General features: G+C 42.8%; 15 protein-coding genes and 1 riboswitch. Of the genes, 7 read left to right on the top strand and 8 right to left on the bottom strand.

All coding sequences use genetic code 11. The features are described from left to right. The first annotated feature begins 103 nt into the window (after nucleotides 1–103). The gene (locus R7127_RS02550; RefSeq protein WP_025767954.1) at nucleotides 104–952 is read left to right on the top strand and encodes a patatin family protein; all 849 of its coding nucleotides are present in this window, start codon (nucleotides 104–106) and stop codon (nucleotides 950–952) included. 142 nt (nucleotides 953–1,094) lie between these two features. Here the strand turns inward: R7127_RS02550 and R7127_RS02555 are convergent, their stop codons facing one another. Then, nucleotides 1,095–1,943: a pirin family protein gene (locus R7127_RS02555; protein ID WP_017635146.1), complete on the bottom strand. Its 849-nt coding sequence runs from the start codon at nucleotides 1,941–1,943 to the stop codon at nucleotides 1,095–1,097. A 401-nt stretch (nucleotides 1,944–2,344) separates the two neighbouring features. Between R7127_RS02555 and R7127_RS02560 the strand changes: the two genes are divergently transcribed. The 5 genes from R7127_RS02560 (at nucleotide 2,345) to R7127_RS02580 (ending at nucleotide 5,237) form a co-directional block, all read left to right on the top strand. Further along, nucleotides 2,345–2,554: a cold-shock protein gene (locus R7127_RS02560; RefSeq protein ID WP_005373691.1), complete on the top strand. Its 210-nt coding sequence runs from the start codon at nucleotides 2,345–2,347 to the stop codon at nucleotides 2,552–2,554. 240 nt (nucleotides 2,555–2,794) lie between these two features. Continuing rightward, a complete protein-coding gene (locus tag R7127_RS02565) occupies nucleotides 2,795–3,004 on the top strand; it encodes a hypothetical protein (protein WP_262584297.1) in 210 nt (69 codons plus the stop codon). A 50-nt stretch (nucleotides 3,005–3,054) separates the two neighbouring features. Then, on the top strand, nucleotides 3,055–3,195 hold the full coding sequence (locus R7127_RS02570) for a PA3496 family putative envelope integrity protein (RefSeq protein ID WP_053307222.1): 141 nt from the start codon (nucleotides 3,055–3,057) through the stop codon (nucleotides 3,193–3,195). A 237-nt stretch (nucleotides 3,196–3,432) separates the two neighbouring features. Next, a riboswitch (purine riboswitch) is annotated at nucleotides 3,433–3,532 on the top strand. Between the two features lie 89 nt (nucleotides 3,533–3,621). Further along, nucleotides 3,622–4,638, top strand: coding sequence for an adenosine deaminase (locus R7127_RS02575; protein ID WP_017819853.1), 1,017 nt, complete (start codon nucleotides 3,622–3,624; stop codon nucleotides 4,636–4,638). A 125-nt stretch (nucleotides 4,639–4,763) separates the two neighbouring features. Then, nucleotides 4,764–5,237: a peroxiredoxin gene (locus R7127_RS02580; RefSeq protein WP_005373699.1), complete on the top strand. Its 474-nt coding sequence runs from the start codon at nucleotides 4,764–4,766 to the stop codon at nucleotides 5,235–5,237. A gap of 50 nt (nucleotides 5,238–5,287) precedes the next feature. Here R7127_RS02580 and R7127_RS02585 read toward each other — a convergent pair whose 3' ends face one another. From R7127_RS02585 to R7127_RS02610, 6 genes are all read right to left on the bottom strand, one after another. Next, nucleotides 5,288–5,695, bottom strand: a complete 408-nt coding sequence (locus R7127_RS02585) for an SPOR domain-containing protein (RefSeq protein ID WP_005373701.1) — start codon at nucleotides 5,693–5,695, stop codon at nucleotides 5,288–5,290. A gap of 212 nt (nucleotides 5,696–5,907) precedes the next feature. Then, entirely contained in the window at nucleotides 5,908–7,077 is a 1,170-nt protein-coding gene (locus R7127_RS02590; RefSeq protein ID WP_213895390.1) for a D-alanyl-D-alanine carboxypeptidase family protein, read from the bottom strand. A 1,183-nt stretch (nucleotides 7,078–8,260) separates the two neighbouring features. After that, nucleotides 8,261–9,118, bottom strand: a complete 858-nt coding sequence (gene yghU, locus R7127_RS02595; protein ID WP_213895369.1) for a glutathione-dependent disulfide-bond oxidoreductase — start codon at nucleotides 9,116–9,118, stop codon at nucleotides 8,261–8,263. Between the two features lie 437 nt (nucleotides 9,119–9,555). Beyond that, on the bottom strand, nucleotides 9,556–11,010 hold the full coding sequence (locus R7127_RS02600; protein WP_213895370.1) for a sucrose-6-phosphate hydrolase: 1,455 nt from the start codon (nucleotides 11,008–11,010) through the stop codon (nucleotides 9,556–9,558). Nucleotides 11,011–11,041: 31 nt separating this feature from the next. Next, the gene (locus R7127_RS02605) at nucleotides 11,042–11,965 is read right to left on the bottom strand and encodes an aminoimidazole riboside kinase (RefSeq protein WP_213895371.1); all 924 of its coding nucleotides are present in this window, start codon (nucleotides 11,963–11,965) and stop codon (nucleotides 11,042–11,044) included. 165 nt (nucleotides 11,966–12,130) lie between these two features. After that, the gene (locus R7127_RS02610; RefSeq protein ID WP_025767958.1) at nucleotides 12,131–13,570 is read right to left on the bottom strand and encodes a sucrose-specific PTS transporter subunit IIBC; all 1,440 of its coding nucleotides are present in this window, start codon (nucleotides 13,568–13,570) and stop codon (nucleotides 12,131–12,133) included. Between the two features lie 235 nt (nucleotides 13,571–13,805). Between R7127_RS02610 and R7127_RS02615 the strand changes: the two genes are divergently transcribed. Continuing rightward, on the top strand, nucleotides 13,806–14,792 hold the full coding sequence (locus R7127_RS02615) for a LacI family DNA-binding transcriptional regulator (protein WP_017633789.1): 987 nt from the start codon (nucleotides 13,806–13,808) through the stop codon (nucleotides 14,790–14,792). A gap of 63 nt (nucleotides 14,793–14,855) precedes the next feature. Here R7127_RS02615 and R7127_RS02620 read toward each other — a convergent pair whose 3' ends face one another. Further along, the gene (locus R7127_RS02620) at nucleotides 14,856–16,229 is read right to left on the bottom strand and encodes a carbohydrate porin (RefSeq protein WP_047123052.1); all 1,374 of its coding nucleotides are present in this window, start codon (nucleotides 16,227–16,229) and stop codon (nucleotides 14,856–14,858) included. Nucleotides 16,230–16,846 lie beyond the last annotated feature (617 nt).

Here is a 16,846-nt window from a genome sequence, read left to right on the forward strand (position 1 = left end):
TATTCAAAGGAACACAACCTAGACCTTTGGCCCACTTGGGTATAAAACCATTATGCGTTAAGCTGCACGCTATTATCCGATTGATAAAGAGTGGAGCGAAGTGATGGAAAAAGTAGGCTCTCGAGCATTGATTGTCGAAGGTGGAGCCATGCGAGGCGTATTTTCATGCGGCATACTCGATCATTTTCTTGCTAGCGAGTTCTCTCCATTTGATAGCTTTTGGGGAGTGTCTGCGGGTGCTAGCAACTTGGCTGCCTACTTAGCTAAAATGCCCGGACGTAACTTAAAAATCTACCTCGATTACAGCTTAAGAAAAGAATTTATCTCTCCATCTCAACTTCTACGTGGTGGTGATATGATGAACTTAGACTGGATGTGGAATGTCACCCTCGAAGAACTTGGCATCGATAAATCTGCGCTCAAAGCTGATTCACGACCTTTCTTTTTAGGCGTGACGCGTCAAGACAATGGGCAAGCGGAGTACCACCTTCCTGATATCGACGACTTGGCAGAAACAATGAAAGCCAGCAGCGCACTGCCTGTACTTTACCGAAATGGCGTATCACTGAACGGAATTCAATACGTTGATGGTGGCGTCTCAGACGCACTTCCTGTTGCAGAAGCAATAAAGCGAGGAGCCAAAAAGATTATGGTTTTACGCAGTCAGCCCGCAAGCTATCAAAAGCCAAGAGGAAAATTCAGCGCCCTAACTAGGAGGATGTTGAAAGAAACGCCCGGATTAATTGAACCTATGTTGACACGTGAAGTTCGCTACAATCAGACCTTAGCGCTGATCAACAACCCACCACCTGGTATCGAAATCATTCAAGTGTGTCCTCCTGAAACATTCAAGTTGAAACGGCTGAGTCGATCGCCAGCACCACTGCGTCATGCTTATGAGTTAGGAATTGAAGCAGGAAAGGAAGCCATCATACGATGGAGTCAGAAGTAGAAAAAAGCCACGTGGATTAAACGTGGCTAACGCAAATTCGATGGCAGTGGATTATCGTATTTGCTTCTGGTCGAGCCCAATATTCAGGCTCAAAACTGTTTTAATTTGCTCGCTAACTGAAAAAGCGAGTAGGCAGTCCAAACTAGTAAGTTTCAAACAACCCAGAGTTGTAATCTTGGATGGCTTGTTCTATCTCTTCCATGCTATTCATGACAAAAGGGCCATAATGCACCACGGGTTCATTAATTGGCTCACCAATAAAGATCAGTGCACCACTCTCTTTTTCGGCCTGCAATTCAACCCATTCACCTTTCGATAAAATGGCCATTTCGCCTTGATTGATCTCACGACCTTTTAATTGAATACGACCTTTATAGACATAGAGCATCATGTTGTTGTCTTGATCCGTGTTCAAATTCAAAGCTTGCCCCCCCATCGCTCTCCAATCGGCTACCGTGGCAGCAACACCTGTCTCTGTTAGCGGCCCCTGAATTCGTTCGTTGTTTATAGTCATATGACCCGCAATCAAACGTACAACCCCCGTATTCGGAGTATCAAACTCAGTGATCGTTTCAGGTTGAAAGTCATGATATTGAGCTGGCTGCATCTTATTTTTCGCAGGCTGGTTAATCCAAATTTGGAAACCATGCAATTCGCCTTCCTTCATAATAGGCATTTCGCTATGGATGACGCCTCTTCCTGCCGCCATCCACTGTGCACCACCGGAACGAAGCTCACCAACATTATCCATATGATCACGATGCTGGAAATGACCTTTCAACATATAAGTAAGCGTCTCAATACCGCGGTGCGGATGCGGAGGGAAACCGCCGATATAGTCAGCGCGGTCTTCTGATTTGAGTTCATCCATCATCAAAAATGGAGAAAAGCTAGCATGATTGAAACCCGCTACACGGCGAATTTTCACTCCATCACCATCAGCAGTAGGTTGTGCAGGAATAAGCTGACGAATTTCTCTGAATGTACTCATACTAGTTCTCCTAGTTTATCTTTGTGACCGCTTGCAAGTCGCATGTTCAATCTATGGCTATCGATAAGGTTCTATTTTAGGTTGATGAGCTAAAATTATGAGCCATACTATTCGTTCTACTTATTCAACTTTTTCGAATAATACAATTTATCGAGTTAATAATGAGCACATTTAATTTATCTAAAATAAATGTAGCTATTTTCTAAACAAGGTGTATAGTGTGCCTTGGCTCTTAGAAGAGAGCTGTTAATGCAACATTTAGTTTAAGTTTCCTCTCAGTAAAATCTTGAATCCCCAATTCAGACACCTGCGTACAACTTCCTCTTGATTGAACATTCAATAGCTTAGAAAAGATCCACAAAACAAATCATAATTTTAATGTTTAATTCAAAGGTATTTTTATGTCTAAAGTAACTGGTTCAGTAAAATGGTTTAACGAAACTAAAGGCTTCGGTTTTCTATCTCAAGACAACGGCGGCCAAGATGTATTCGTACACTTTAACGCTATCGTTTCTGACGGTTTCAAAACACTGACTGAAGGTCAGAAAGTAAGCTTCAATGTAGAGCAAGGTAAAAAAGGTCCTCAAGCGACTGAAGTAACTCCTCTATAAGACTGCTTTTCTTGGTGTAGCATGCCCATGCTGCACCAAACCTCTCTCCTTCAAAAATATTCTTTCATCAATCACTCAGCCTAATTTTAGGCATTGCTTTGTGCTATCTAAAATAAACTGAATAGTACTGCTTAATTTATTATTTATAGGAAAAATCATGTCCTCAAAAAGAACTGGCCGTCAAAGGCATTGGTATCAATTACTTAACAAAGAGAAAATCACTAAAAAACAGGAGAATAAATGTTAGAAATTGAATTTAATTTAGAACAACCTCAAACCTCTTGGAACGTTAAAATACATCAATTAAATGGTGATATTTTACGAAGGCACGTATTACCGAAACTTCTTTCTCATAGCTTCATGATCGATTTTGAATATTGTGAGAAAACGCAATCTGGAACTATTCTCTGTGATTCAGGTTCAAAGTTAGGAAGTTTTACTGTTAACTGATTCAGTTTTCATGCATTAATGGATAATGCAACTAATTTGGAAGGTATCCAATGGCTAGAAAAAGTAAGAAGCAGTCAGAAAAAGACACAAAAGAGTCTGAACAAAACGCGGCGGCGGTAAAGCAGAAAACTCGACGCCGCATAGAAGACATTATGGAACAAAGAGAATTTGATAAGTTATTCGATCTATAAATGCTCTCTAGTGCTTTCTCTGCCTTTATCGTTGTGCAAGGTACCGCCACCTACCTTTGCTCAAACGAATCTCCACTCTTTTAGACTACTCTTCTAATTACACGTGCCTCTCACACACGCAAAAACAACTGGCTCCTCTATACTCAAGTGACTTGCAAATAGTCGTTTCGCTCACAGGAAAACCCGTGACTAATGACAGTTAGGTTATTTGCGTATAGCCAAAGCGATATTTTTGCGTATAATCCCTCTCGTTTGCTTCGTATAACCCCAATGATATGGTTTGGGGGTCTCTACCAGTTCCCGCAAAGTGCTGATTACGAAGAGTTGAGATCATCGTGGGTCTTACTCTTTGTGATAGCGTTCGATTTATTTCTATCTATACCTATTCTTAGAGTAACTGCATCCACAATACACATAAGGTGGAATATGAACGCATTTATTCAAGGTCTTCCAAAAGTAGAGCTGCACTTACATATCGAAGGTTCACTTGAGCCGGAACTCTTATTCAAATTAGCAAAACGAAACGGCATCGAGATCCCTTACTCTTCTCCGAGTGAACTACGCAGCGCATATCAGTTCACAGACTTACAATCATTTCTCGACCTCTATTACCAAGGAGCGGGAGTTCTGCGTACTGAGCAAGATTTTTACGATCTCACTTGGGAATACTTACTGCACTGTAAAGAAGACAACGTTATTCATACCGAAATCTTTTTTGACCCTCAAACACACACAGAACGCGGCATAGACTTTGACACTGTTATCAATGGAATCGCTCGTGCGCTAAAAGATGGTCACGAAAAACTTGGCATTACCTCGCAAATTATTGCGTGTTTTCTCCGTCACCTTTCAGAAGAGAGCGCCATAGAGACCCTACAGGCTATTCTGAAACACCGTGATAAGATCATTGGTGTTGGACTAGACTCTTCAGAACAAGGTCATCCGCCAGCTAAATTCAAGCGCGTATTTAAACAAGCAGTAGAAGAAGGCTTACTTACCGTTGCTCACGCAGGAGAAGAAGGCCCCGCACAAAATATTAGCGATGCCATTGAAATGCTTTACGTGAGCCGCGTGGATCACGGTGTTCGCTGTGTTGATGATGAAGCATTAGTTGAATCCTTAATCGAAAGCCAAATGCCACTGACAGTGTGTCCGTTATCGAATCTTAAGCTATGTGTATTCGACGATATGAAAGATCACAATATTGTGGATTTGCTACGAAAAGGTGTCGCCGTAACGATTAACTCAGACGATCCTGTGTACTTTGGTGGCTACATGACGGATAACTTTCTGGCCGTCAACAACGCACATCCAATGAGTAAGAGTGAACTTGCCCAATTTACAATGAACGCGATTGATGCCAGCTTTATCGATAACGAGTTAAAGGCGAAATATCGTCACCTTGTTAGCCAATACGTAAACCAGCACGAAGCGTTGCAATAAAGACATAGTGCCACGCCTTAGGTCAAACGCGTAGGTATTAAAACCCTACAAAGACTCTGTGGTTAACCGCATTTATAAACGCTAGACTGAGAAAGCTAAACTAGCACACAAAAAGGAATAGAATCATGATTCAACAAGGCCAAGCTCTACCAGTTGCAACTCTTAGTGAGTTGACTGCCGATGGTATGGTTAACCACGACGTTACAGAACTGTTTGCGAACAAGAAAGTCGTACTCTTTGCTGTACCTGGCGCATTCACCCCTACCTGTTCAGAAGCTCATCTACCAGGCTATGTGGTATTAGCTGATGAGCTAAAGGCAAAAGGTGTTGATTTAATTGCTTGCGTTTCTGTAAACGATGCATTTGTGATGCAAGCGTGGGGCGAAGCTCAAAACGCTTCTGAGATTCTGATGTTGGGTGATGGCGACGCTAGCTTTACTAAAGCATTAGGTCTTGAAATGGATACAGGCGGCTTTGGTGGTATTCGCTCACAACGTTACGCGATGATCATTGAAAACGGCACAGTGACTAAGCTTAACGTTGAAGAGCCAAAAGAGTTTGAAGCAAGCAAAGCAGAAACGATTTTAGCGGCGCTTTAAGCTTACTCCTAAATACAAAAACGGAAGCCATCGCTTCCGTTTTTTGTTGGCTAACGCATTCTGACAACACTCGTTTGTTGCTTACGCTGCATTTCCGCAAAAGTCAGCACAAACGGGGATGACTGCTTTACACGGCTTGGTAATGAAGAAAGCGCATTGTAGGCATCCTGCTTCGTTTTAAAATCACCAACAGTTACCGTATACCAACGCGTGCCTCGGCTGTTTTTCCAGTTAACCCAAACCGGATGCTTAGGATCGATATAGCGAATATAATCTTTCACATCTTTTTCTTGCTTTAGCGCGAGTACCTGCATCGTGTAATGGTTTGGGTTTAAATAACCATATGCATCCTGAGAGGTCATGACTCCAACACATTGGCCGCTATCGACCTCCTGCTGGTAAGGCATAGCGCAGCCCATGAGCGATAAAATCAATGTCAAAGATAAAATCTTGTGCACGTGTCACTCCATTCTTGTTCTAGTTTCTTTTCTCTCGCACCCAAAAACACAAAACGCTCTTGGTCAGGTAAAAACACACCCTTACAAGAGGGCCTGTGTTTTAACGCAACGAGTATTCCAAAAACGTAAGGCGACCACGTTGGTCGCCTTAGTAAATTGATTTAATAGAACATTAACAAGATAGAGTGATATAGACAGAAGTTCGCTACTGTTTAGAACCAGCTAGCGACCAATTGCTTAAACCAGTCTAAAATTCGCTTGAATAAACTGCCTTCCTCCACGGACTCCAATGCAACGAGCTCGGCTTCATTTACGACCTTACCGTCGACTTTGTAAAGCACTTTACCAACCACTTGTTGCTCAGAAATTGGCGCAACTAAATCACCGTTGTATTCAACTTCCGCTTGCAGATTTTTTACATCTCCTTTTGGCAAAGTGAGATAAACATCGTTAGCTACGCCGACAGTAAGCTCGTCTTTTTCGCCCATCCAAACTCGAGCTTTCGCAAGTTCCGCACCCGCCTCAGTCGGCATTACCGTATCGTAAAAGCGGAAGCCATAACTCAACAGCTGCTTGCTTTCTGATTCACGAACATTCTCACTCTTCGCTCCCATCACTACGGCAATCAAACGCATATCACCTTGTGTTGCAGAAGTCGCTAGACTATAACCCGCGCCGCTTGTATAACCAGTTTTCATGCCATCGACATTCATACTACGATCACGAAGCAAGCCATTACGGTTGTATTGAGTGATGCCATTGTAAGTAAACGAGGTTTCGCTATACAGCGGATAGATATCAGGTAAGTCACGAATAATCGCTTGGCCCAACTTGGCAATATCATAAGGTGTCGAATATAAACCGTCACTGTCTAGGCCGTGAGGGTTGGTGAATGCCGTGTTAGACAATTCAAGCTTGTCGGCCCAACTATTCATCAAACTCACAAACCCTGATTCACTTCCCGCAACATGCTCAGCAATAGCAACACTGGCATCGTTACCAGATTGAACAATCAGACCACGGTATAAGTCAGACAAAGAAACGGAAGTATTGACTTCAATAAACATTTTTGAAGAATCTGGGAAATTTTTTGCCCAAGCATTTCGGCTGATGACAACCTCATCATTCAACGTAATATTGCCTGTATTAATTTCTTGACCAGCTACATAAGCAGTCATCAACTTCGTTAAACTCGCGGGGTTTAAACGTTTGTGGGCATCACGTTCAACCAGTACTTTCCCCGTATGGAAGTCCATCAAAACATAACCACGAGAACTGAGTTCCGGCGCATTTGGCACAACTGAAGGCGCAGCATAAGCTAACGAGGATACAGCAGCGAACCCTGTAATTAACATTGTGTGTAATATAGTACTTTTTCTCATCATGACATCTTATCTTAGTAGCATTTAAGGCTTACAAACGGTACCCGAATGAATTCAAAGCGCGGGATTACCTAGTTAAAAAACGAGTATATTGAAACGGCGCTCAGTTACAGCCACCTTGTTACGATTGGTTACTTTTACTCAATGTTTGTCGAAAATAATGAGAGGTAGGTAGAGCTTTCGTCTTGAAGAATGAAACAGGAGCGAAAATAATTCCGTAACGCTATGTTTTTTGAGAGGGGAGAAAAAGCGCGCAAGTCAATTCAGGGAGTAAGTTGGTATAGGAAAAGTAGTTGAGCTTTTATCCATATCTAAATAGGAAACAACAAAAACAATCAACAATAAGCCCAGCTAATTATTTACCAAGAAAACATATTGAAAACGCATCATAAAATCGTAATTAATTATCGATAAATTTAAAAACCTAATATTATAATTTATGCAAATTTCATTTATTATTAAACTGGAGAAAAATACAGCTTTCCTTTTTTAAAACTAAGAGACGATTTTTTCGATGTTTTTAGGTTTATCTCATCAGAGAACTTGGTATAACAGTGAGGGATAAGGCATCCGGACTTAGCGCGAAAGGATAACCCACTGTTATTTAAGTTCACACGCTGCTTTTTAATGACTAGAGACTTTAAACTGCGGTTACCTTCGGTTTGTACGGCTATTCTTTGACGTATCCCAACCCAGTACGACTCAAACGACGACATCATACATATCCTCTTTCATGATATAAGCATTAATAATTAAACATCGCTAAAAGCTAAGCTTGTCTTAAATAAAAGTACTAGAAATTAATTTTATTTCTTCAAAACAAATCAACCCGCATATTCCACATAAATTTAGTGGTTATGTCAAATATTAATTATCATTAATTTTATTTATAATGGATATAAAATTAGTTTATAATTTTTAAATAATTTAATTATTAGAAAGCAGTATGACCAGTCCATATTTAACATGGAAATATGAGCTTTGTTTTGCATCATAATATATAAATACATTAAAGATTCATCTACGAACTAAATGCTCTTCAAGAGGTGATATAAATTAGCATTTCGAGACTAAATGAGAATAAAAATAGCGCACCGTATATGGTGCGCTATAGATTTGATTAAGGTCACTGTATAAGCATAGATAAAACTAAACTCATTTGACGTAGCTAGGCCAAGATTGCTTATGGCTTAAGTTTCAATACTTTATCAATATCTTCTGCGCTGTGGCGCTCAGGTAACTGCTCCCATTCTTCACCCCATGAACGGTTCACAATTCGACCACGTTTTACCGCTTCACGCTCATCAATTACTTTTGCCCAACGCACAACGTTTTTGTAGCTTTCTACGTCTAAGAATTCAGCCGCATCGTAAGCACGACCCAACACAAGGTTGCCGTACCATGGCCATGTTGCGATATCAGCGATGCTGTACTCATCGCCACCTAGGAATTCATTGTTCGCAAGACGCTTGTCTAATACATCTAACTGACGTTTTGCTTCCATTGTAAAGCGGTTGATTGGGTACTCGAACTTCTCTGGTGCGTACGCGTAGAAGTGACCAAAACCACCGCCTAGATATGGCGCAGAACCTTGCAGCCAGAATAACCAGTTCATTACCTCAGCACGCTTAGCGCCTTCTTTTGGTAAGAAATGATCAAACTTCTCTGCTAGATAAAACAAGATGTTGCCAGATTCAAACACGTTCACTGGCTCAGAACCCGAACGGTCAACCAATGCCGGAATTTTGGAGTTTGGGTTAACAGCCACAAAGCCAGAGCCAAACTGGTCGCCATCGCCAATCTTAATCAGGTATGCATCGTATTCTGCTGCCGTTACGCCAGCCGCCAAAAGCTCTTCAAACATGATCGTCACTTTCTGACCATTTGGGGTACCCATTGAGTAAAGTTGGAATGGGTGCTCACCAACTGGAAGCTCTTGCTCATGACGTGCGCCAGATTCCGGACGGTTGATGCTCGCCCACTGACCGCCGTTTTCATTATCGTTTGTCCAAACTTTTGGTGGAATGTATTCGTTAGCCATTGTTTTCCCTTATTGTGTTTGAATGCATCTTCAAACTGACGGGTCTTACGCGCCAGCAAGCATTATTAACATCACCTCTTCGCCAACTGCGATTAGGCATACTCAAGATATTAGGTCGAATTCGCTAAATAAAAGTCCTGCAATCTCTTTTAGTTAGAACCTTTGGTTATGGGATTTTCTTTCACGCTATAAGTAAAAACGTCACGGTAATGTGAACTAGGTTCGAGATGCCAACGATGAGTAAGCTACACTCGGCTGCGCTCCTCTGTTTGGTGATTTAGGACCGCTGCTAAACTATACAGTGACCAAGAGTGAAGTTGTTTTGGATACCTTAGTTCAAACAACTTACGTGCGTGATAGGCAGTTAAGTTAGATAGTTAGAAAGAAAAACGCCCTTCACTAAATCAATGAAGGGCGTTTTAATGTATTCGAAACCGTTACTTAGCTGATTCAAACAAACCAGTTATACCTTTCAAAGGGAAAAGCCTTGCTTGTTCCAACCCTATCAACGTTACTTTACTAAGGTCATCAATAAAGAAACGACTGGTCATCGTGTGTTTGCCACCATTAATGAAAATCTCGATGACAGAATTGTCGATATATATATCAATCGTCTGCTTAGCGTCCAATCTTGGTGCTTTTCGAATGCTACCAAATTCTTCTGCATACAAATGAGACATGTGACGACGGTCCAACATAAACTCGTGCTCTGTCGCACTAAAGACGATGTTGTCACCTTTGAGGTTACTCAGCTCAAGTTCAAAGCCATCGCCCTCAAGGTCTAATTGGATCAAACAACTTGTGCTTTCCAGTGTATGGGATTGTGCAAAGACCACCTCTTCTTTTCTTAAACTCTTCAGCTCAGGGAGCGGAGCTTGAACAAGAAAACCATCTTTCAACGTTAGTTCTCTAGGAAGAGACAACATTCCTGCCCACTGGTGTGTGACCGATGGTGTGTCGATTTCTGGCAACCCTATCCATGCAATAAGAATGCGACGCCCATTCTCATCTAAATAGGTTTGTGGGGCGTAGAAATCAAACCCATAATCTGGCTGCAAAATATCTTGGTGGTTTTCTAAAATCATCGACTCTAGGTTCAACTGATCACCCACGATATACGCAACAGAATAGATGTTTTTGAAATCATAAGGATTATTACTGCTCACGCCCTGTGGAGAAAACAGCATCACCGATTGACCATTAATCTCAAAGAAATCAGGACACTCCCACATGTACCCAAGGTCAGAAAACTTGGTCTTGATAGGACCTTTATGCTGCCACGTTTTCAAATCTTTGCTTTGATAGAGCGCCATTGAACCATGCTCGGTTTTGGTTTGAGCACCCACCACCATCAAATAGTCGTCGCCTTTCTTCCAAACTTTTGGATCACGAAAGTGCTCCGTGTAATGTTCGTTCTCAATGACCACACCATGCTTTTCAATGTTGCCGTCTGAATCCATGGTGGCAAAACACTGTGTTGGGATTCGATTCCAGTTTTGGTCACGCTTGTTGCCAGTAAAAAACAGCAAAGCCTTGTTGTTTTCCACCAAAGCGCCGCCCGAATATACACCATGTGAATCGTAGTCTTGGTCAGGATGAAGACCCACGCCATGATCAGTAAAATGGATGAAGTCTTTAGTAGAAAGGTGATACCAATACTTCATTCCATGGACTGGTCCCACAGGCGTCCACTGGTAAAAGATGTGGTGCTCACCATTGAAATAACACAACCCATTTGGGTCATTTAACAGCCCAAATCTAGGGGCGATATGAAAACTAGGAAAGCCTTTATCTTGCTGACGTAAAAGTGTCATTTCTTCGATATCACACTGAGGGATTTGCTCAAGTCGGCGATATCTTTGCTCTACAGTCCAACGGTTGTTTAAGCTCATAATTTTTCTCAACTGAAATTGGATCTGGAGATCATTGCCCAATAAATTGCAGCAACTCAGTCTGGGTCGGAAGCGCAGTCATTGCGCCTTTTTGCGTCGTCGCTAATGCACCACAGCCATTTGCCCATTGAATCGCAGAGCTAACAACAGGATGATTTTTCCAATCGTCATGCTGAGACAGACATGCCAGTAGCCCTCCGACAAAAGCATCACCCGCACCTGTGGTATCAATCGGACTAACGACTTGACCAGTGATCAGCTCACTCTGATTTTCAAAGACGCGCCAAACGCCTTTAGCACCTTGTGTCACCAAGACCAAAGCAATATTCAAAGAGGCTATTTGTTGTAAACCTTGCGCCATCGATGTTGAGTCAGTTAAGAACAAAAGCTCCTCTTCAGAGAACTTAACCACATCAGCCATCGCTACAGCCTTCATCACGACAGCTTGGATCTCTGATTGATCTTGCCACACTTCATCGCGCAAGTTAGGGTCAAAGCTAATGAAACCACCAGCGGCTTTTGCTCTTTTGATCGCCTCAAACGTGCTGCTTCTACTTGGCTCATTTGCCAGTGAAATTGAGCAAACGTGTAGCCAGTCACCTTGCTTAAAGTTTGGGATGTCTTCAACAGACATAAACTGATCAGCGCTCGGTTTTACCATAAACGTAAAGCTGCGCTCACCTTGCTCGTCTAAATCCACCACCACTGTTGATGTTCTTTGCTCAGGATCTTTAACGAGAAACTCCGTGCTCACGCCCTCTTGATCGAGCGTTGATTGCATGAAGCGACCAAATGGGTCATCACCCACACGTCCAAAAAACGCACTCTTACCAGATAGACGAGCAATTGCTACGGCGACATTCGCTGGTGCACCACCGGGACATTTGAGTAAAGAAGTCTCAGATTCCGGTATTAGATCGACAACAGCATCACCAGTTACCCACACTTGATTCATCTTGCTTACCTTGAAATTAAAGCCCTGATAGTCCAACGTGTTGAACACCTTCACTACCAAGTAAAAATTGAAAAAGGCTAGCCAAGCCATTAGTGCTTGGCTAGCACCCCAAACATTTAGGAAAAGAAGTGGATTTTGGGGGACTCCACCCTTAAGGAGTTCAGATTAAGCCGCTGCTTTTCTACCAACTTTAGCGCGGTCACGCATACCAAGAACAATGGTGAGAACAAATGCGGTCAAGAACGCGATCACCATACCCGCGATGTAGTATCCAATCTTCTCTGGCGTAATAGAAATGATGCCTGGAAGACCTGCTGCACCCAATGCCTGAGCTTTCACATTAAACATTGTAATGAACGCGCTCGATAACGCCGCAGCGCAAACTGCCGCAATAAATGGGTAACGTAGTTTTAGATTAACACCAAACATGGCTGGCTCTGTAATACCCAGCAAACCCGTAACACCCGATGGAATCGCAATACCTTTCATCTTCTTATCTTTGCTCATCACGCCCACCGCCAACGCTGCCGCTCCTTGAGAAACGTTAGACATCGCCGCAATAGGAAAGATAAAGGTGCCGCCCGTCGTCGCAATATCCGCAAGAAGTTGAGTTTCAATCGCAATGAAGCTGTGATGCATACCAGTAATAACAAACGGAGCATAAATAAGACCAAATACCGCACCACCAACAAAGCCAGCAGTGTTGTATAGCCAGTTCAGACCATCACCCAATAGGAAACCGATATCACGCGTGAACGGACCGACGACAGTAAACGTCAGCAAACCCGCTATGAAAATCGCCAGTAATGGCGTTAAAAGGTTGTCTAAAACAGAAGGTATGACTTTACGTAAGCCTAGCTCAACCTTCGCAAGAATGAATGCCGATACCAAAACCGGTAACACCGAACCTTGGTAACCCACTTTTTGGATTTCAAAGCCAAGAATATTCCAAACCGGAATGTTGCCAGACACAGATGCGCCGCCGAATCCCCAACCATTCAGCAAGTCAGGGTGAACCATCAACATACCTAGCGCCGCCCCTAAATATGGGTTACCGCCAAACTTCTTACTGGCTGAAAATGCCAGCAGAATAGGCAGGTAAACAAACGGCGCGTTCGCAAACGTGTTGATCATGTTCGCCAAGTCTGTCAGTCCTGGGTTGGCATCAATCAAAGATTTGCCATCAATGAACAAGCCTTGAGCAGTCAATAGGTTATAGATACCCATCAACAAACCACCAGCGACGATTGCGGGAATGATTGGGACGAAAATATCAGACAGCCCTTTCACCGCGCGCTGAACAATGTTTTGTTTCTCTGCGCCAGCAGACGCAACGTCGTTGGTGGACATTTCACTCATCCCCGTCAACTTCGCCATTTCTGCATAAACTTGGTTTACGATGCCTGATCCAAAAATGATTTGGTACTGACCCGCAACTTTGAACTGCCCTTTTACTCCTTCAAGGCTATCAATCGCTTGTTCATCTATTTTTTGCTCATCTGCAACGGCAAGGCGTAAGCGTGTCGCACAATGCGCAAGTGCGGTGATGTTGCTTTTACCACCTAATAGAGTTAACAACTCTTTTGCTACTGCCGGATAATTCATTTCATACCCCATTGGATTATTATCTGAGCTTGCGAAATTTTCGGGAACGTTTGCAAAACAGATTTTTGCTCAATAAAACCAAATGATCAAAGATAAAGCAGAGAGAATGTGAGAATGATCGTCAAATTCTCTCCCTAAGAGCAGTATAGGAGGTTAGAATCGCTACTTATCAAAGAGCTTTTCATCTTCTCTTTGCAAACAATCCCAAAAACGAAAAACAGAATGGATAGGAACAATGGCGAGTCTGCATGATGTCGCCCGTCTGGCTGGCGTATCAAAATCAACAGTGTCACGGGTTATAAACGATGAATATGGCGTAAAAGAAGCGACAAAACTGAAGGTCCGCCAAGCAGTAGCGGAGTGTGGCTATGTGCCGAACCAAGTCGCTAAAGATCTAAAATCTCAAAAGACCAATCTGGTTGGTGTCATTGTTCCTCGGGTTTCCTCTCATGCCACATCCCAAGGTGTCGATGGATTAACCGATGTCCTTGAAAAAGCCGGGAAACATGTCTTACTTGCTAGCACTCACCAAGCCCACGAAAAAGAACTGGAATACATTCAGATCTTTAACCAAAAACGGGTTGAAGGGATCATTCTTTACGCCACCCACCTCGATTCCAAGCTGGTAAAAGCAATTCAAAACTCAGCCGTTCCAGTTGTGCTCGTCGGTCAAGATGGTTCCATGTTTAACATTCCAAGCATCATTCATGATGACGCACGAGTAGGGTTTGAAGCGGGAAATAGACTGGTTGCAAAAGGTTGCCAAACTATGGGTTTTATTGGTGTGCAAGGTGACGATATCGCGGTAGATAAGCAACGCTCTGAAGGATTTGTTCAAGCGCTACAGCATCATGGTTTTGAGCTCGCCTTCCATGCTCGTGGTGACTTTACCATCGATTCTGGCTATTCATTGGCAAAACAACACTTAACAAAGAACCCTAAGCTAGATGGCTTGTTCTGTGCGACAGACCGTATTGCTATCGGTGCGATGAGAGCGATTCAAGAGCTCGGGTTAACACCGGGTAAAGACGTTTTAGTGCTAGGCGTTGGTGATGATGAGCTCGCATCAGTGTGCACCCCAACCTTATCAACATTTAACTATGCATTTGATAAAGCAGGGGAAAATGGTGCGAAACTGTTACTAGATAGAATTGCCAACAGAAGTTTTGAAATGAGTAAGATGGTACTAACCTTCAAAACTATTGAGCGTCAGTCCTGTTAATGAAAAAGCGCCAACTGAAATCAGTTGGCGCTTTTCTTATTACTCTTTGTAGGTTAGGTCCCTTTAGAACCAAGTTTCCATTTGCAGTGCAAACAGAACTTCACCACCATCACCCATCGTTGCAGCACCCGCATCCTGGCTAATCGAGTAGCCATTCAAGTCTTCGCTCCAATCAACGTAGCTAACTGCAAAACGTAGCTCCGGACGGTCAAAGAAACCTGCAGCGGTAGACATCTTAAGCGTTGGTGCAATTGTCGCTTTGTAAAAACTGCCACTTGCTTTATCAATCGCATTGTCTAGGTCCATGTATTGGTATGAGCCTTCATAAACCATCTCAAAGTTCTGCGTAAACTCTTGCGCTAAGCGGATGTTGAACGAAGCCCACGTAAATTCATCATTTTTAGCAAAGCGATCTTGGCTGTGTTCTGCTAGCAACGCAGGTGCTACACGCCAGTTGTCGCCGATGCGTGTTACACCATAGCTAAACAAGCGTACGGCTTTTGCGTCTTCTAACAAATCTCCGTTTGAACCGATGCCTTTAAGTTCCGCACCCAATCCATCACCCATCAAAATACCGGTTTTAGAGAAGCCTTCACTCATGCCAAAGAAGTTATCGCCATGGTAGGCAAACATCGCATGTAAACCTTTGTCCGCTGCTCCTTCTACGCGATCATTGTTATCAGCTGACGTCATGCCGCTCAGCATCAATTGCCAATTACCGAAGCGGTTGTTCATTGTCGCGATATAGTTTTCAACATCCGTTGACGAGCTATCAATCTCACCAAAATCACGACCATAGATCGAGAAGTTTGCTTTCCATGATTCGCTCATTTGGACGTCATACACACCAGCACCAGTGCCAGATAAGAAAACAATATCCGAGTCAAAGAAGTGAATGTCAAAGTTATCACGATCAAATCGTTTACCAGCCCAAAACGTCGCGTCAGCAAAAGCTCTTGATTCAGAGAACATACTCAACTTGTTTAGCTCAGCATATACCTGACGAACGTTTAATTGACTCTCGCTCGCCGTCCATTCGTTATTGGTTTCCGTACTATCTGCCAACATGATTCGGAACAATGCGCTGGAACCATCATCTGCAAAACGTTTGTGAATAAGGTTTGCTTCCACATAATGATCATCCTCTACCCCTAATCGCCCAACTGGAGCGCCAATAGCACCAGCTGCCGTCATGTAAGGACCAGTACCCACTGCACCATTCAGATCGTCATTAATCAGTAGCCCGGAACGAGCGTAGCCATGAAACTCAAAGCTTGAGGCTTTCTCATTTGCTTCTGTGGATGCTTTTTCTGTCTGCTCAAGTCTCTGTTCTAATTCATTAATTCGCTTTTCAAGAGCGTCAACATCTGTTGCTGCGAATGCAGGTGCAGTAACCAGTCCAAGCGCTACTGCCATCGTCAAAGTGTGTAGTTTCATTTCCATAGTCTCACGTAAATTTATACTTAGGCATATTGCAAACGTTCCCAAGAAAAATCGCAAACTTATGGTGACTTTAAATGTCCATCTAAAGCCTGAATTTCAGAGCGCTCGTACTCAGAGCGTCTCTACTACTTATATCAATGAGGGCGATAATATATAAACTTTTCGGGAACGTTACCGCAAAGAGGTGATTTTGTTACTTCTATCACGTTCAATTGTGTTACTTACAGAAAAATCATTAACCAGCGCACATTTGAATTAATTGTTAGCGCTAGAGGAAGTAGTTTGAAGGTGACAGGCTACAAAGAAGGGGTTTAGTGTTCATTTGAGAGAATAGTGCTCACGCGCTTCCCTATGCTACTTGATGGTAACTCATCTCTATTTGTTGATGAAAAGTAGCAGCTAAGGTTGAACGTAACTAAGAGCGAAGCGGATCTCGATACCTTGGTTCAAACAACATGAAAGGCTGTTAACGCCCTTAACTTTCGTGAAGAGCGCTTTGCTATTCTAATTCAAGCTAACGAAACTCATTTTTGGAAAATTGAGTTGTAGGTTTTGCTAAATTAGCATTTAATGGACAATTATAGATGTTACAAATCCTTTTGTCGGTTGGC

Source organism: Vibrio sp. 1159, from assembly GCF_033340395.1.
GTDB classification, from domain to species: domain Bacteria; phylum Pseudomonadota; class Gammaproteobacteria; order Enterobacterales; family Vibrionaceae; genus Vibrio; species Vibrio alginolyticus.